The organism is Pseudoalteromonas tunicata (assembly GCF_002310815.1).
GTDB classification, from domain to species: domain Bacteria; phylum Pseudomonadota; class Gammaproteobacteria; order Enterobacterales; family Alteromonadaceae; genus Pseudoalteromonas; species Pseudoalteromonas tunicata.
On record NZ_CP011033.1, the window covers coordinates 174,869 to 191,727 of the forward strand.

Below are 16,859 nucleotides of genomic sequence, written 5' to 3' on the forward strand. Positions count from 1 at the left end.
TTTTAATGGCGAGTTTTGCTTTTGCGCAGTCTGATTTGAGTTGATCTAATTACCATGGGGACTAAGAGTAAACAGAGGAGGTGGCTATTGAGGTGGTGAGTTTTCCAATTCTTTGTTTTTCCATTCTTTTAACGCTTGACGATATTCATCCCAGACACAAGGGCAGCAACTTCCTCCGCCACAGCAATCGCCTGGTTTTGGTTTTTCGGGGGCATTTAAAATCGGAATAATTAAGTTCATTGTCCAAGTCTCAGCGTGCTTTAGATATACATATTGTCTTACAAAATTCGTTCAGTGCCTATTAAAAAAGTCTTGTTAGACTTTGGTCGCTGTTTACTGATATTTACAGAAAATTACTATTTAATCTTAGTGCTTTATTTGACTCTATGTGACAATGACGTATGCGAATTATCCTACTGTTTCATCGCGCCCCAGTTCGGGTCACTAAAATTACAATTGTACGAAGTAAATTAAAACTGCGTCGTAGTATGCTGCAATTAAAACAGGCTTTATCGCAAGAAAAAGCAGAAACAAAACAAATGCTGGTCATTTATAAAAAGTACACTAAACGCCAAGCAACCGTTGAAGAAATTAAATTTGCTAATAGCCAACTATTTGATTTATTAAAAGGTTTAGGTTTAAGTGTCTTTGCTGTTTTACCCTTTGCCCCGATAACCATTCCTATCTTAGTGAAGCTTGGCAAGCTTGTTGGGGTGGATGTTTTACCAAGCTCATTTAATAAACCATTGCCAAAACCTGAACAACCACCATTTAACAATGATGTGAACTAGCGTCTATTGCGTTTTGCTGTAAATCATTCCTGTCTTTATTTTCAAATTCGACGCATTGCTAGATTTAACTGACAAGCTATACCTTTGTGGCAATGAAATTGGTATGCTCAAACGAGTTGAGTAACAATTTGAGTTAAATATGAAACAAGCATTAATTTTTGGCCAAAACGGCACACCTCTTGAAATTTTAGCGTCTGCTGATTACCAACAATGGCAAAGTCAGCAATCGAGTTATGTACAAAACTGGTTAAATGCAACGGGCTTTAGTGGTGAAGGTGTCGTATTGGTGCCACAAACAACGGGCCAGTTACAGCAAGTTGTTTATTTTGTTAAAGACCTTAATTCTTATTGGTTATGTGGTGATTTAGTGAGTCAGCTTCCAGTTGGTCAATACTTGCTGACCAATACCGATGCCGCCCTTCGTAAACAAATCGCCTTTAGTTGGGCGCTGGGTCATTACAGCTTTGATAATTATAAAACAGTCGTTAAAGACAAAGCTCAATTGGTGATTAATAACCAAGATGAACTACAGCAATATCAGCATTTAGTAAAAGGTACGTCGTTAGTACGAGATTTAGTCAATACCCCAGCAGCAGATATGATGCCGCAGCATTTGGCTGAGGTGATGCAAGACTTAGCACAGCAATTTGATGGTCAGTTTAGTGAAATTGTCGGCGATGAATTATTAGAACAAAACTATCCAACAATCCACATGGTTGGTCGTGCAAGCGAAAATAAACCACGTCTGATTGAACTCAATTGGGGTTTAGAATCTGCACCTAAGTTAACCCTTGTTGGCAAAGGCGTGTGTTTTGATTCAGGTGGCTTAGATTTAAAACCAGGCGCAGGTATGCGCTACATGAAAAAAGACATGGGCGGCGCGGCGCATGTTATTGGTCTTGCCTATTTAGTCATGGCGTTCAAATTACCAGTGCGTTTAAGAGTGTTAGTACCTGCGGTTGAAAATGCAGTGTCTAGTAATGCATTTCGCCCAGGTGATGTGGTGCAAACTCGTAAAGGGTTAACCGTTGAAATTGATAATACCGATGCCGAAGGGCGTTTAGTTTTATGTGATGCATTGGCCGAAGCACAAAGCCAAAATCCCGATTTAATTGTTGATTTTGCAACATTAACCGGTGCGTGTCGTATTGCGCTAGGTACTGAGTTACCGGGGTTTTTTACCGATCATTATGATATTGCAACAGGGCTAATTGCCGCGGGTCAAAAAGTAGATGATGCGGTATGGCACTTGCCTTTATACAAACCATACAAAGATTTGATCAAAAGCGATATTGCCGATTTATCTAATTGCGCGCCAAGCCCATTTGGCGGCGCTATTACTGCCGCGCTTTATTTACAAGCCTTTGTTGAGCCAAGCACACCTTGGGTACATTTTGACATTATGGCGTGGAATAACCGTAAATTACCGGGTCGCCCAATTGGTGGCGAAGCATTTGGTGTACGGGCGGCATTTGAGTTTTTAGCTACTCGCTACCAATAAAGGTATTCTAATCAGCTAACAGAAGGATTTTTATATGTTATATGTCACAACAGACACAGTTGCAGGGAAAGAAATTGGCGCCGTGCTTGGGGTGGTAACGGGCAATGTGGTGCAATCTAAACACATAGGGCGCGATATTATGGCTGGGCTTAAAAGTATCGTAGGCGGCGAGATCCGCGGCTATACCGAAATGCTGACAGAAGCACGTAACATTGCGACTGACCGTATGATTGAACAAGCGACTATGCTTGGCGCAGATGCCATTGTCGGTGTGCGTTATACTACCAGTGCCATTGTTGACGGTGCTTCGGAGTTATTGGTCTTTGGAACCGCAGTACGTTTTAGTCGTTAATTATCGAGAATAGACGTTGTTAAAAAGCCCGCAGTGTTGCATTACATTGCGGGCTTTTTTTATTGCTTTGTTAAATCAATTAAACGCGTTTTTTAATTCTTCGAATACCAATAAACATGGCTAATAGCGAAAATATTGATAACGCACCGCCCGATGAACTTTTCTTTGGTTCTTCTGGAATAACCACTGGCGGAGGGGGTGGCGGGGTTACAACTTCAGCACCAACAATTTTTAAGGTAACGCTATCGCGAGTGCTGGCTCCGCGCTCATCTGTGACGGTAAGCTCAATGACACAATCACCGGCTTCGCTGCCAGTTTTAATATTTAAAACATGATCAACCACTTGCGTTAATGTCACGGTCGGGCCAGAGAGTTGCTTCCAGCTATAAGTCAGTAAATCGTTTTCAGCATCGTTTACCGAAGCACCGGTATAATCAAAACTGATATTGGTCGATTCTTCAAAATCAGGGCCTGCATCGACACTTGGCGCTTGGTTATTTTCATCATCTAAAATAGTGACTTGATAGGTATTTTGTTCAATTAGGCTTGGATCACTGTCATGGCTAAGTTGAATTTCTACTATTTCATTTTGTTCTGACTCGGTATCATCAATGATATTAAAGCGAATTGTTTTATTACTAATATCGCCATCGGCCCATGTCAATGTGCCTTGTATTGTTTCAATATCTTGTTGCGACGCTGAAGTCGGTACAACTTTATAATTGATGTTGAGCTCACCTTCGCTGCCACCGGTTCTGATCACTGTTGCGGCGTAATTGCCTTGGTTTTCTGCAATGGTGTTTTTACTTGGACTAAAGCTTACTTTGCCCGAGTTGAGTTTACCCGCAAGGTTAATACGCAAATAATGATGCTCGCCAAGTGTGGCACCATTTTTAGGATCAAATAAGCGAACAAAAAACGATTGTTTTAATGCATTTGGGTTTGCTGCCATAATGGCAATATTAAACGTTTTATCAGCAATGTCATTGCCATCCCATTCAAGTACACCTTTAACCCCTTGATAATCAACATTGTGCTGCGCACTACCAGGAATGGTTTCATAGCCCACTTTTGTTGCTGTGCCATCGGTTTTATTGCGACTTACAGCAATGCTCAGAGTGGTGTCGCGTGCACTTGCAATGGTTGCACTTTGGAACGAAAGGCTGCCTTTTGCAACATCACGGGTGTGCTCTTTTAAAACATATAAACCGCTGTTGATGTCGCTCAAAAGAATTAAACCCGAAGGTAAATAAGGGTAAACGCCCCATGCGCCATGATAAGCGTTGTTATCGGAGCTTGGAAATGAGTCGAAAAAACCTACTTCATGAGGGGTGGTGGGGTCGGTGATATCTAAAATGGTTAAACCGCGCTCGTAGTTCGACATATAATAACGATTGCCGCGCACAAAACCATTATGATCAATGGCTTTAGTTGGCCCCTGCCACATACCTGCCAGTGTTGGAGTATTTAAATCTTCAATATTTAATACTCGTACAGTGGTATTGAGGCCACCGTAGTTTTCATCCCACTCATCATGAACAAATACATATTGTTTATCGTCACTGAACCAACCTGAATGGACATATTGATATTCTTTCGCAACATCATCGTAACCAATGCTGCTGAGTTCTTGGGTCTTTTGTGGATTAGTGACATCCCAAAAACGCACTTCATTTTCGTTAAAATCGACCATTAAAGTACAGCCAAATGCAGAACCGTTGATACAATCGCGCTGGTTACGTTCATCCTCGATTTGGATTGAGGTGGCATCGTGGGTGTAATTACTGCGAGATGAAACAGCCGGCGTATAAACGCGAGTAATATTTTTAGCATCGCTTAGTAAATAACTAATAAATGCCCCGCCAAAGGTTTTTGCTCCGACAATTTGTACCGCAGGTTCAGCATTGGTGAGCTTGCTGTTTAAGGTGTAATCGACATTGCTGATATAAATATTATGAGCAGATCCGACTGAACTATCTCGTTTGGCAAGGGTAACCGATTGCGGTAAGTTATTTAAATCGATGATTTGAATACCATCACTGCCCTCAGAAGTGACATACGCATAAGCCCGATAGCTGGCAAAGTCTGTGTCAAAGTATTGATATACTTTAATATCGCGCCAACTGGTTCTTGAACCGCTAATATGACCCACTTCAACAGGGTTTTCGGGGTTGGCCAAGCTAAATACTTTTGTGCCATTGCTGTAACCCATAATGGCGTATTCAATGCCTGAGTTTAAATCTACGTGCCCCCAGACATCAGAGCCCGAAACACCGGTCGCCATTGGCGTATGTGATACTAAATCAACCTTATTACAGGCGAAGTTACCAGCTTGGCCATTGTTACAGCTTAAATTTTGTTGGGTTTGGCTCAGCATTTCAAAATTGGCCAAACGTTTAGTTAAATCGGCTGAAATATATGCCCCTTTGGTATCGGCCATGACTTTAAAGCCTGCGTCACTTAGGGTTTCGCGCAGTACTTCTGGTACGCCAGTGAGCACCGTTTGGTTGACATCAGGGCTTTGTACTTGGAAATGGTCAAATTTATTAAAGCCCCCTTTAACGGGCACCAGCTGGCTTTGTAAATAAAATAAATCAGATTCGTTGCTCATGGCATAGTGGCCACTGGCAACCAGCACTTTGTCGCCTTTATTAGCTTGTTGCACCGCATAATGAATACTTTGACAAGGGCGCACAGGGTTGTCACATTTACCTGCATCTTTACCGCTTTGGGCGACGTATCGGGCTTTATCATGCTCAGCATGTGCTAAAACAAGCTGGCTTGAGCACAGTAAACTGAGTCCAAGTGGGATGAGAAATGAGTGCTGGTTCATTGTGCGTTCCTGTGTTTATAATCTGTTTTACTTACAGTTTTTTAACAAAATAACGTTTTATGAGTTGAGGTACAAGTGTATTTTTATAAACGATTGGCCTGTGCAGTTGGATGCTTATTATTAGTAGCGTGTCAGCCAGAAACGCCCGTCACGTTCAAATTTATACCTGTTTATAATGGTGCGCCAATTGAATGTGAAAAAACTTGGCAGCATCAACAGCAGACCGGTTGGCAAATTCGTACCTTGCAATTTTTTGTTACTAACCTGACTTTAGAAAATGACATGCAAAAACAAGAGTTTAGTTTGCAAACTACCGTCAATAGTAATCCTACAATAGGTTTAGTGGGCGGGCAGTGCCAACAAAGCGATTATTGGCAGCTTAGTGCGTTATCAGCGCCAGATTTTGAAGAGGGAACGTTAAGCTTTGATTTAGGAGTCCCGTTTGAGCTTAATCATAATAATCCGCTTCGCGCCCCTGCGCCTTTAGATCAAGCCGATATGTTTTGGAGTTGGCAAATGGGCCATAAATTTTTACGGCTAGATGTGGCGAATCCATCTGATGCCCGTTCGTTTTCCTATCATTTAGGCTCAACGGGCTGTGATGCAGTATCAAGTTTACGCGCGCCAAAAACGCCCTGCCAGCATCCAAATTTAGTTACCATTACACTCAAAGACTTTAAAGTAAATCAGCCAATTTATCTTGATTTAGCCGTATTGCTCAAAGACGTGACGCTTAATCAAGATAACCGTTGTATGAGCGAGCAAAACAACCCCGTTTGCTTGCGTTTATTTGGCCAATTACAGCGCGATAAGGTCTTTTATCAGTGAACCGACACTTCTTTTTAAGCCTGATTTTTTTAAGTCTGATTTTTTTAAACTTGTTTGGCTGCGAACAAAAAACGTCAGCGCCAGCATATCAATGGGCTATCCCTGAAGGATTTCCAAAACCACAGGTACCCAGTGATAACCCAATGAGCGACGAAAAAGTCGCCCTAGGGCGGTTTTTGTTTTACGACACTAATTTGTCAGCTAATCAAACACAAAGTTGTGCCTCATGCCATCAGCAACCCCATGCATTTGCAGAGCCTTTAAAGGTATCGGTAGGTTCTACTGGAGAGCGCCATCGTCGCAATGCCCAAGCTTTGGTCAATATTGCTTATAATAAAACCCTCACTTGGGCGCATCCGAGTTTAGATTCAATCGAGCTGCAAATGTTGCTGCCACTGTTTGGTGAGACGCCTGTGGAAATGGGCATTACAGGTCATGAACAAACAGTACTAGCACGTTTTAATAATGGCCACTATCAAACGTTATTTGTGGCCGCATTTGGTTCAACCGAAGTGAGTTTTAATAAGATTAATCAGGCGATTGCCAGTTTTGTTCGCAGTTTAGTATCTTTTACCAGCCCATTTGATCAATACGCTTATGGCCTTGATGATAATGCGCTCAACGAAAGCCAATTGCGTGGTATGAACTTGTTTTTTTCAGAGCGTTTAGAGTGCCATCATTGCCATGGCGGCTTTAACTTTACTCAATCGACCAGTCATGAAAAGCAGCTGCTTGACCGTCGCCCTTTTCATAATACGGGGTTATACAATCAGGAAAATTCTTATCCAAACAAGGATATAGGCTTGGCTGAAATGACCTTAGAGCAGCGCGATAACGGCGCATTTCGAGCGCCAACCCTGCGAAATATCGCAAAAAGTGCGCCCTATATGCACGATGGCAGTGTCGCCACATTAGCTGATGTTGTTGATATTTACGCCGCAGGTGGACGCAATGTTACTCAAGGTGATTATATCGGCGACGGCCGCCAAAATAGCCATAAAAGCCCTTTTGTGAAGGGGTTTGAATTAAGCGAAAGTGAAAAAAACGATTTACTGGCCTTTTTAAACTCGCTAACCGACCAAGCGTTTTTAACCAATGCCGCGTTTAGTAATCCGTTTGTATCTTCCCAAAATCACCAAGCATTAAAATAGTGATTTTGATTATAAAGTACTTGGTTTACAAAGCGCTTTTGGGTGTCCAGAGCATTTCATATTCATGTTCTGTTTCGCCTACTTGTTTAAATCCTAAACGCAAATATAGGTGCTGCGCGGGATTTGATTTAAATACCGTTAAATAGACATCAGCGTGATCGTGCGCAGCTTGCTCAAGCAATTGGTTAACAAGGGTGTAGCCGATTCTGCGGTTTTGAAAATCAGGATGCACCTGAATTTGCACTAAAAACCATTGGTTTTTATCGGCTAAAAAGCAGGTTTTGAATAACCCCGCGGGGTGGTTATCGACCATGATTATTTTGGCATCGTCAAAGCGATAATTAACCCGCTCAAGATAGTCTTCTTTGCTTGTTGGTAGGCCCATCGCCGCAATATGCGGGCCCATGGTTTGCCCTCGTAATTCTAGTAAAAAGGCAGAGTCTGCTGGTATTGCTTTTCTGAGCTCAATCTTCATTGTTACCTCTGCTTGGGTTTTTTGATTATCTTGTTTTTTTATCATATGGTTTTATACAACTAAAAACCAAACATTAACCAAGTAGTATTAAAACCGAGAGTCATTTTCACATGGTTTGCCATGATGACATCCAGTCATTATTTAAAATAATCAATAAGATTATTCAGCTGTACAAATAGTGCCACAAAGGCAATATTTGTAAATAAAACAGTTAATTAAAATTAGCATAAATTGTTAATTATAATCCACGTATTTTGCCAAGCGTTGGCTAAACAAGTAACGCAGCGTTGTGCCTTAAAAGGTGTCTTTTAATAATCCTAACATGTCATCAACCGATAACTTGGTGGCCATTTCATTACCGGCTAGCAAGGTGTCGGCTAAGTCGCGTTTATGCTGATGCATCGCGACAATTTGCTCTTCGATGGTGCCTTTGGCGATAAGCCGATAAACAGTGACAGGGCGTTGTTGACCCATGCGATGGGCGCGGTCGGATGCTTGTTCTTCCACCGCAGGATTCCACCATGGATCCATATGAATGACATAGTCAGCGGCGGTAAGATTAAGCCCCGAGCCACCGGCTTTTAAACTAATTAAAAATACATCACCTTCGCCACGTTGGAAGGCATTGACGCGCTGTTGGCGCTCTTTAGTCGGGGTGCTGCCATCAAGATACTGATAACTAATATCTTGAGCGTCTAAATGCTGTTTTATTAAGGCTAAATGCCCAACAAATTGGCTAAAAATCAGAGCTTTGTGGTTATTTTGTTGCAGCTCAATAAGCAAGGTATTTAAAGCGGCTAATTTTGAGCTAGTTAATGTGGTATCGGGCATGATGAGTGCAGGGTGGCAACATGCTTGGCGCAGTTTTGTTAGTTCTGCCAACATGCGAATGCGCTGCTCTGCGGCATTACTGTGGTTGCTAGCCTCGGTTAATTTTGTAATGGCCGTTTGTCTGAGCGCCTCATAAAATGCGTGTTCATCTTCACTTAACGTCACGGTGAGATTAATGTCGGTGCGCGGTGGCAGCTCGGTCAATACTTGGTGTTTCATGCGTCTGAGCATAAAGGGTTTTATCAGTGTTTTAAGGCCAGCTCTCGCTTTATGAGCAGCGGTTGGATCTTGTTTGGCGTTATCAATAGGAATTGAAAACCGCTGGTTAAAGCGTTTTAAATTACCGAGTAATCCAGGATTTATAAACCGAAATAAGCTCCACAGTTCCGTGAGGTTATTTTCGATTGGCGTCCCGGTGGTAATGATTTTAAAGGGCGCTTTAAGTGCGCAGGCGGCTTGGGTACGTTTTGCCAGCGGGTTTTTTAATGCTTGGGCTTCATCGGCAACAATGGTATGCCAAGTAAATTGTTGTAATAATTCACTTTCTCTTTGCAGTAAACCATAGCTGATTATCATGCAGTCAAAGGGCCCTAAACCGCTTAAGAGCGCTTGGCGCGCCTCGCCTGCGGCGGTGTCTGAAAATAAATGTAAATTAAGCGTGGGAGCAAACTTTTTCGCTTCTTGTTGCCAGTTAAAGCACACCGATGTCGGCGCGATGACTAAACTTGGGCCATCTTTTGCCCGGGCTAGTAATAAGGCCAGTGCTTGCAGTGTTTTGCCCAATCCCATATCGTCAGCTAAACAAGCGCCGGCGCCCCAATGGGCAAGGCGGCTTGCCCAATCAAAGCCTTGGAGCTGGTACTCACGCAAACTGGCTTGTAAGGTACTGGGAATGGTTGGGGTAATTGCATTTGCTTGGTGCATTTTTTTGGTTTGTTCATCCCATGCATCAAGGGTTTTCATACGCATGGGTGTGATGGCTTCTTGCACTTGCAGGCTGGCAAGAGGATGAAATTGCCCTTGGTCGGTGGCTTGATTTAAGCTCACTAGCCGTTGTTTTAATTCATCTGACAGCGCAAGAATTTGTTGATTATCTAAGGCAATAAATCGGCCTTGTTGATTATCGATGAGGGCCAGCAGGGCTTTTAACTCAATGACTTTTTCATCATTGACTTGTAATGATCCGTTTAAGTTAAACCACTGGTTCTTTTTGGTCATTGCCAATTGCATATGTTGGCTTTGCAGGGGTTTACTTAAATGAAATTTTTTACCTTTTGGCCAGCGCAGTTTAATGGCAAGCGGGCTGTTAGGATCAGTGCAAGTCAGCTCTAGTTGCTCAAGTGCTTCAAGGGCGCTTTGTAAGTCCGGCAGCGCTAACTGATTATCATGCATGTTTAAAAAAGCAGGGCAGAGGGTATCAAGCTGATCTAATTGCTGTTGCTCCTTCATTAAATCTCGGGTGGTGGCAATACGAGTCTGATTGATTTCGGTGGTGATTTTTGCACTGCCGATGCTGGGTTTAAATGCGGGGCCTTGCTCACCAAAAGGCATGGTATAGCAATTAAACTCAAGGCCCTCGTGAAAAGGCTGCACATTAATGTATAAATGCTCATCAGCTAAAACAGTAGCTAAGCCGGTATCGAGTTCGGCCAAGTCTGAGTGAATATTAAGCAGCGGCGCAATCGCATTAACACTGGCCAGCACTTTGTCTTTGGCAGCAATAGGAATGGCCAAGCCTTCTTCGCCAATAATTTTGGCGATTTTTAAATGTTGGGCGTCAAAAAGGGTAAATTCATAGTGCCCAGCAGCACTTTCGTAAATTGAAAAAGGTTGTGCGCTTTGACTGTCATCGATACTCGGTACGTTGGCAATGCTGAGTATGTAATGGCTGCCTTGCTGGGTGACTAATAATTCAGGCTCTTTTTGGCTTAACGAAATCGGCGCAGCCAAAGCATTTTCTAGATATAAATTAGGTGCATTTTTGGCGGCTAATAGGGCTTTGGCACCGCTTAGGTAATACTCTTTTTGATTCGAATACCAACCTTGTGCCACCGAAATAGCATGGCACAAGGCGCGGTCTTGTTCTGTTAAATAACTAATTTGCTGTGGGTTTTCGCGCAATCGCTTTAAAGAAACAGTCCGCCCTTTACTCCAGCCACTGGCGCTTTGTTTTTGTTCACGTGCACTAAACGACACCTCATAAGGGTTGAGAGTTATTTCCCAAATGAGGCGTGTTGGTTTTTCTACAACGTTATCAATGGCTTCTGGGTTCAGTGCAAGTAGTTGCTCAAGCGCAATGTCCCAGCTGTGTTTAGGTTCGATAATACCTGCGATATTAAATAAGAGTGGCTCGTCCACGTCTTGGCTATCGATAGCTGGGGTGGCCAGTAATTGTTGAGCAAGGCGTGCGAATAAAAATAGCTCGGCTTGCTTAAAAAAATCAATCGCTTGCATTAACAATACTTGGCTAGGAGCGCTTATTTGATGGTTAATCCAATGTTGTGATAAGGCATCGAGCCAATTGACAATATGCGCGTAAAAAGGGTGCTGTTCGTTTAAAAAGTCCAAAGTGTGAGCATGAGAAAAATACTGACAAGCGTGGCTTAGGCTGCGCAAAGTGCCTAACAGAAATTGAGCAACATAAAGGCTGTTATCGAATGGTTTTTTCTCTTGTAACTCCCCTTCAATGTGAGCACGAGCTTGCTCAAAAATGCTGGCATCGACCGTATTTCCTCTGATGAGTAAGGTCAAAGTATGCAAGATACCGAGCGGCCCCGATAAATGAGGCTGTTTTCGTTTACCGTATTTCTGCTTTGCAGCCAGCGCTTGGCTAAATAGCTGCTGCGCTTGCTCTGGTTGATTGTTCATTAAGGCAAGGCTTGCTTGCAGTGCAAGATGATAACAAGTACTTTTTAATGGTGCGAGTAACGCGGCACTTTGTGTTAATTGACCCGCATACAGATATTGCTCTGCCAACAATAGCGCTAAGAGTTCATGCTCGGGCTGCAATCGCTGTACATTGTTTAATAAATCCAGTGCAAAGTGCGCCGGTTCACCATGTTGGCGAATGAGATAAAACCAGCTGGCAAATGCTTGATATTGGATATCGGGGGGCAGCGTAACAAAGTGGTTTAAATCAAATTCGATAAAACAACACTCAACTAATACCTGATTGCGAACATGATTGACTGTTTGCGGGTTTTTATGAAACGCCAGTATTTTTTCAAGATGTTTAAAGTTGCCGATAAAATAAAAGTCGCGTGCCAAACGCTGTTCATCTTCTTCGGTGCGTTCCCATTCGTACATATTAAGCACCGGCACAACCTGTTCGGCGATGTCTAAAATAGTTAAAAAATGATTGTCTGCCAAGCTCTCGCGGGTCAGTCGCGCTGCCAAATAAGGTGAAATGTGCATGCCTTTATGACTTGAGCTGATAAAGCCCTCTGCTATCAATTGCTTTTTCATTTCAGGTTTTAAGCTGATAAACCCTTCAGGCCACTCAAACAAAAAATGTTGTTGATACAAACGCAAAAGCCGATTTATGTTGCCACTTGATACCGGCTTATAAATAACCGCAAGAATTTTGAGCAGCCACTGCTCGGGCAGATTAAGGGCTAAATAAGCGTGATAAAGCGCTGCTGTTTTTTGCGACGTTTGGGCATTGATAATCATAAGAAAAGCTGTGTTTTTGTTAGTAAAAGTGCAGTGCGGCTACTATAACGCGAGTCGGGATACAAAAACACACAGAATTACTTGCTCGAACTTAATGAATTCGACCCTTCGAGATACTTTGGTAACAACGCGGTGCGTTTTTATATCTTAATCATAAATATGATATCCGAGCGCCTGAATTAAAAAGCAGCAAATGCCCATTGTAGCGTTAAGGGGTCGGTGCAAGCCTGCTTGCGAAGGCGAGCGCAGCTCGGCAGGTTTTTATGGTTGGGCATTAACCTGACGCTACTTTGTTGAATTGTGATTTTACCACCGAGTATTTTTTTACCACAGAGTACACCGAAGCTTCGCTCACCGAGAAAAACTAAGTGAGTAAAGCCAACTAATAAATAGCTTTTTCTTTCCTCTGTGTTTCTCTTAACCTCGGTGGTTAACCTTCTTTTTCACCACCGAAAACTCAGTTGTTAAAATTGTTTCACCACCGCCGAGTATTAAGAGCCCTGTATTGCTTGGTTCATAATATAGAAAAGCTGCAAAACAGGATGCATTAAGCAGGGGAAACCCTTTTTACACTTAAAAAGGGCTCAAAACCCCCACATAAACCGCAAGAAAACCCATCTAAAACCCCGATTTAAAATCTCACCTCAAAACAGCCTAAACGATTGAATCAAAATAGGAACTAAGTTATGGTTTGCTGATTAATAAAAACAAATTAAAAACGAGTAAATCTACAGGCTCGTTAGGCTATAAGTAAGATTTTATAACTAAAATAGGGACGGCGTAATGAAAAATATCATTTTAAAAATCACAGGATATGGCTTGGTTCTAGGGCTTTTGCTATTTGGTGTGCGTGCATGGGATATTAAGGAAAAGTGGGATGTTAATTCATCCCCAATAGAGCTTAAGTCTAGTTCTCTAAATAGTGGTGTTGAGCCAAATAGCTATGTGAGGATTCAGGGTGGAAGGCTTGATATTACCAATGCATATGAGGAGAGCCTTACCACCAAAAAGGCGAAGGCTAAATTAAGTTCATTTTTTTATATTCCTGTGGTTAATAGCGATGGCGTTGCTAGCTACATATTAAAGCGGTCGTTAGAGCCAACTATTAGTGATATGGTAAATGAGGTCGATATGACTGGTCTGCTTGAAGATGGGGCAAGCTTATCTTCTGATATGCTTTCGGAGTTCAATAAGAAATACAAATTTGGTGGCAAAGTATTTGTATTGGATTCAACATATAAAGCAAAGACACATGTTGAAAGAGCTAAAGGATTATTATTCCCTTTATATGTAATTATTGGTGCGTTAGCAATTCGCTTGCTACTTAACAGAAACAGAAAGATTGTAGAAAGTGAAAAAATATCTACGTCCGAAGAGGAAAAAGCCTAACAAAGCAATGCAGCGGATATCTAAAAGTCGTCACCAAATTTGCTTTCGCAAATTTACTGCCAACTTTTAGCTACCGTTGATTGCGGCGTTGAGGCTGTAGAATTACTTGTTTTAGGGACTGATTCTACACTTCTTTCTTTGCTCGATTTTTAACCTTGAACCCACCGGGTGACTGTGATCTAATAGATATTATTCACCCACGGTAACGTGTTATGGCTCTTTCGTTGGGTTAGGAGCCAAGCCTGACTTATCCTGCCAAAATAAATTCATTCCTATCAATTTCGCTGAGCAAATTTTGCCTGGCACATTTGAATATGCCCTTTGTTATATTGTCGGAAATAAACTCGACTTGTCGGGGTTTGACGCGTGGTATAACAACGACAAAACGGGCGCTGCTGCGTTAAAAATTATTTTACTGGGCTATGCACATGGTTTTATCAGTAGCCATCGGATTGCAAAGGCTTGCGAGCATAATATTTTATTTATGAGTGTGTCGGGTGATATCCAGCCACATTACACCTCAATCGCGGCCTTTGTGGCTAAAATGCATGAACAGATTGAGCCACTTTTTACGCAAGTGCTGATGATATGTGATGAGGAAGACTTGATAGGCCGCAACATGTTTGCCATTGATGGCTGGCACTTTATTTTAACGAAAGAAGTCGAATGCAAGTAAAGACAAATTTAGCGGGAATAAATTTGAACAGCGAAGCTGGCCTGAAAGGTGAGTATCAGGACGATACGAATAATGGAGTGGTACATTCGATGAATTAAGCCGCAAAAAAGCAAAGCTAGAACGGGCAAGCAAACGCATTATTGAGCGTCATCAAGCCCAAGATGGCCTAAGTGAAGAACTGATAAATCAGGACTTAAAGCAAAAAGAAAAACTCGATAAAAGTGCAGGTAAAATAAGCGCGTTTTTAGCCACTCACGAAGAAAAAACAGGCAGTAAAGACAAGCCGGTTAAAAGTAATATCACCGACCCTGAAAAATTCATCAGGAATGAATTTTAATAGCGAAGCTGGCCTGAAAGGCGAGTCCATGGATAGGGCTAGTAGTGCGCGAAAATGACCACCTCAAAAGGCACCATACAAGGCTACAATGGTATTGCGATAAACGATGATAAACATCAAATTATTTTACAAGCACAAACGTGTGGCTCAGTGGGAGAGCAACAAACCTTACAGCCAGCCGTTGAGCAATTAAAACAACAGCTTAATAAACTCAACGCAAACCGAACGTCAAAGGAGCAGGCCATCAAATTCACCGCAGACAGTGGCTTTAACAGCGAAGCGAACCTCGAATTTATGGCGCAAAGTGGCTTTGATAGTTACATAGCCGATAACCAATTTAGAAAACGCAATCCGCTGTTTAAAGAGAGCGAAACCTACGAAACAGAGCAAGAAAAGCGCCGATTAAAACGCAGTAAAGGCAAGCCACGGTTATTTACCTCAGATGACTTCCACTATGATGAAGTAACCCAAACCTGCCGCTGCCCCGCAGGCAATGAGATGTGGCGAAGTGGTATCAATGTCAACAGCCATCATCAACAATACACCCGATTCTGCGGTTACTTAAAAGACTGTAAAATCTGCCCACTGCAACAACAATGTATGCGAAAGCCACCGATAAAAACAGGACGGCAAGTGCAGTTTAAGAATGATGAATCCCGCAAAAAAGTCAGTTACATCGACAAAATGAAGTAAAAATAGACAGCCCAATGGGACGACGACACCTTTTTATTCAAGGAATGGCAAACGACTAGGCTGTATCGAACCTGCTTTCCTTTAAATAAAAGGCGGAATATCACCGTCAATAAAGGCATGAATAAATTGACCTTGCGTGGTCAAACGAAAGTGAATGCCCAGTGGCAACTGTATTGCTTGGTTCATAATATAGAAAAGCTGCAAAACAGAGTGCATTAAGCAGGGGAACCCCTTTTTACACTTAAAAAGGGCTCAAAACCCCCACATAAACCGCAAGAAAACCCATCTAAAACCCCGATTTAAAATCTCACCTCAAAACAGCCTAAACGATTGAATCAAAATAGGAACTAAGTTATGGTTTGCTGATTAATAAAAACAAATTAAAAACGAGTAAATCTACAGGCTCGTTAAATGCCCTAGGAGGTTTTGGTGAATTTTAAATGGATTTTTATTGCGACAGCATTTTTTGTATCTCAAGTAAATGCTATTGATGTGATTGCTTTATATAAAGAAGATCAAACAGTTCGTACTCACTTGCGGTCGCTTCCTAAAAATGAAGTTAGAAAATATATAACTGAGGTTATGCTCCCAGGAGATAAAGCTAGACTTTCGCAGGTTGAAAGCTTATTAAATAGCACGGATAGTTTATCCTCTGAAGAATACTTTGCGGCGGCTATGATAATGCAGCATGGTTCAGAACCAAAGCATTACAAAATGGCAATGGAGCTTTCAAAAAAATCAGCTTCGCTTGACCCAAATAATAAAAGCGCTAACTGGTTATCGTGTGCTGCTGAGGATAGATATCTTCTTAAAATTGGTAAATCTCAAGTATGGGGAACTCAATTAAATAGAAAAATGAATGCTGATGGAACACATGAAATTTACTATTTGGAAAATTTCAATAAAAATGCTCGTCCTGATGAACAAAGAAAATTGTGTGGCATCCCAACTCTGGCTGAAATTGAGTCCAGACTTGAGGCAATGGCAAAATTAACTGATAGAAATAAACAATACAGTTTATGGAAAACGGGCACTTAACAAGCTGTTAAATCAGGACAAATAACAGTTGGCTATTTGCTCCTGCGTCGCTTATTTTAGCCAACAATTATTTGCCCATTAACGAGGGCGTTAGTGCGTCAAGCGAAGCTTGATGCATCTTGCAGGGTGCAAGTCCCTGTCGGGTAAGGTTTAACTCACCACCCGTATCGAGTGTTGCGCCTATGGCGGAGCTGTTTTTTTTCAGCGAACAAGATAGGTGAAGCGTACACAGAGAATTAAGTAGGCCACAGGGGATCCGTGTCCCTGAAGTGCTGAGATCGCTCCGATAAAT

12 protein-coding genes and 2 pseudogenes are annotated in these 16,859 nt (G+C 42.1%); 10 read left to right on the forward strand and 4 right to left on the reverse strand.

Annotated elements, in window-relative coordinates; all coding sequences use genetic code 11:
- Positions 1 to 84 precede the first annotated feature (84 nt).
- Complete coding sequence (locus PTUN_RS18665; protein ID WP_009836388.1) at positions 85 to 240, reverse strand: oxidoreductase-like domain-containing protein; 156 nt, start codon at positions 238 to 240, stop codon at positions 85 to 87.
- A gap of 161 nt (positions 241 to 401) precedes the next feature.
- Between PTUN_RS18665 and PTUN_RS18670 the strand changes: the two genes are divergently transcribed.
- The 3 genes from PTUN_RS18670 (at position 402) to PTUN_RS18680 (ending at position 2,644) form a co-directional block, all read left to right on the forward strand.
- Positions 402 to 791, forward strand: a complete 390-nt coding sequence (locus tag PTUN_RS18670; protein ID WP_009836387.1) for a hypothetical protein — start codon at positions 402 to 404, stop codon at positions 789 to 791.
- A 139-nt stretch (positions 792 to 930) separates the two neighbouring features.
- Positions 931 to 2,292 carry a leucyl aminopeptidase family protein gene (locus PTUN_RS18675; protein ID WP_009836386.1) on the forward strand — a complete coding sequence of 454 codons (1,362 nt, stop codon included), beginning with the start codon at positions 931 to 933 and terminating at the stop codon, positions 2,290 to 2,292.
- 34 nt (positions 2,293 to 2,326) lie between these two features.
- Positions 2,327 to 2,644: a heavy metal-binding domain-containing protein gene (locus PTUN_RS18680; protein ID WP_009836385.1), complete on the forward strand. Its 318-nt coding sequence runs from the start codon at positions 2,327 to 2,329 to the stop codon at positions 2,642 to 2,644.
- Between the two features lie 79 nt (positions 2,645 to 2,723).
- Here PTUN_RS18680 and PTUN_RS18685 read toward each other — a convergent pair whose 3' ends face one another.
- Complete coding sequence (locus PTUN_RS18685; protein WP_009836384.1) at positions 2,724 to 5,477, reverse strand: choice-of-anchor B family protein; 2,754 nt, start codon at positions 5,475 to 5,477, stop codon at positions 2,724 to 2,726.
- Positions 5,478 to 5,552: 75 nt separating this feature from the next.
- On the opposite strand from PTUN_RS18685, the gene PTUN_RS18690 reads away from it, so the two are divergent.
- Both PTUN_RS18690 and PTUN_RS18695 read left to right on the forward strand, forming a co-directional pair.
- A complete protein-coding gene (locus tag PTUN_RS18690; RefSeq protein WP_009836383.1) occupies positions 5,553 to 6,305 on the forward strand; it encodes an MbnP family copper-binding protein in 753 nt (250 codons plus the stop codon).
- Entirely contained in the window at positions 6,302 to 7,456 is a 1,155-nt protein-coding gene (locus PTUN_RS18695) for a methanobactin export MATE transporter MbnM (protein ID WP_009836382.1), read from the forward strand. Before PTUN_RS18690 ends, PTUN_RS18695 begins: the two co-directional genes overlap by 4 nt.
- Before the next feature lie 25 nt (positions 7,457 to 7,481).
- Here PTUN_RS18695 and PTUN_RS18700 read toward each other — a convergent pair whose 3' ends face one another.
- On the reverse strand, positions 7,482 to 7,976 hold the full coding sequence (locus tag PTUN_RS18700; protein WP_009836381.1) for a GNAT family N-acetyltransferase: 495 nt from the start codon (positions 7,974 to 7,976) through the stop codon (positions 7,482 to 7,484).
- A 249-nt stretch (positions 7,977 to 8,225) separates the two neighbouring features.
- On the reverse strand, positions 8,226 to 12,434 hold the full coding sequence (locus tag PTUN_RS18705; RefSeq protein WP_009836380.1) for a DEAD/DEAH box helicase: 4,209 nt from the start codon (positions 12,432 to 12,434) through the stop codon (positions 8,226 to 8,228).
- Between the two features lie 783 nt (positions 12,435 to 13,217).
- On the opposite strand from PTUN_RS18705, the gene PTUN_RS18710 reads away from it, so the two are divergent.
- From PTUN_RS18710 to PTUN_RS18725, 5 genes and pseudogenes are all read left to right on the forward strand, one after another.
- Complete coding sequence (locus PTUN_RS18710) at positions 13,218 to 13,823, forward strand: hypothetical protein (protein WP_009836379.1); 606 nt, start codon at positions 13,218 to 13,220, stop codon at positions 13,821 to 13,823.
- Between the two features lie 295 nt (positions 13,824 to 14,118).
- Complete coding sequence (locus PTUN_RS18715) at positions 14,119 to 14,499, forward strand: transposase (RefSeq protein WP_009836378.1); 381 nt, start codon at positions 14,119 to 14,121, stop codon at positions 14,497 to 14,499.
- Between the two features lie 391 nt (positions 14,500 to 14,890).
- A pseudogene (locus PTUN_RS22025) lies at positions 14,891 to 15,670 on the forward strand (transposase); the annotation flags it as partial.
- Positions 15,659 to 15,748, forward strand: a pseudogene (locus PTUN_RS22670) (transposase); the annotation flags it as partial. The pseudogenes PTUN_RS22025 and PTUN_RS22670, both read left to right, overlap by 12 nt.
- Positions 15,749 to 15,958: 210 nt before the next feature.
- Positions 15,959 to 16,567, forward strand: coding sequence for a hypothetical protein (locus tag PTUN_RS18725; protein WP_009836376.1), 609 nt, complete (start codon positions 15,959 to 15,961; stop codon positions 16,565 to 16,567).
- Positions 16,568 to 16,859 lie beyond the last annotated feature (292 nt).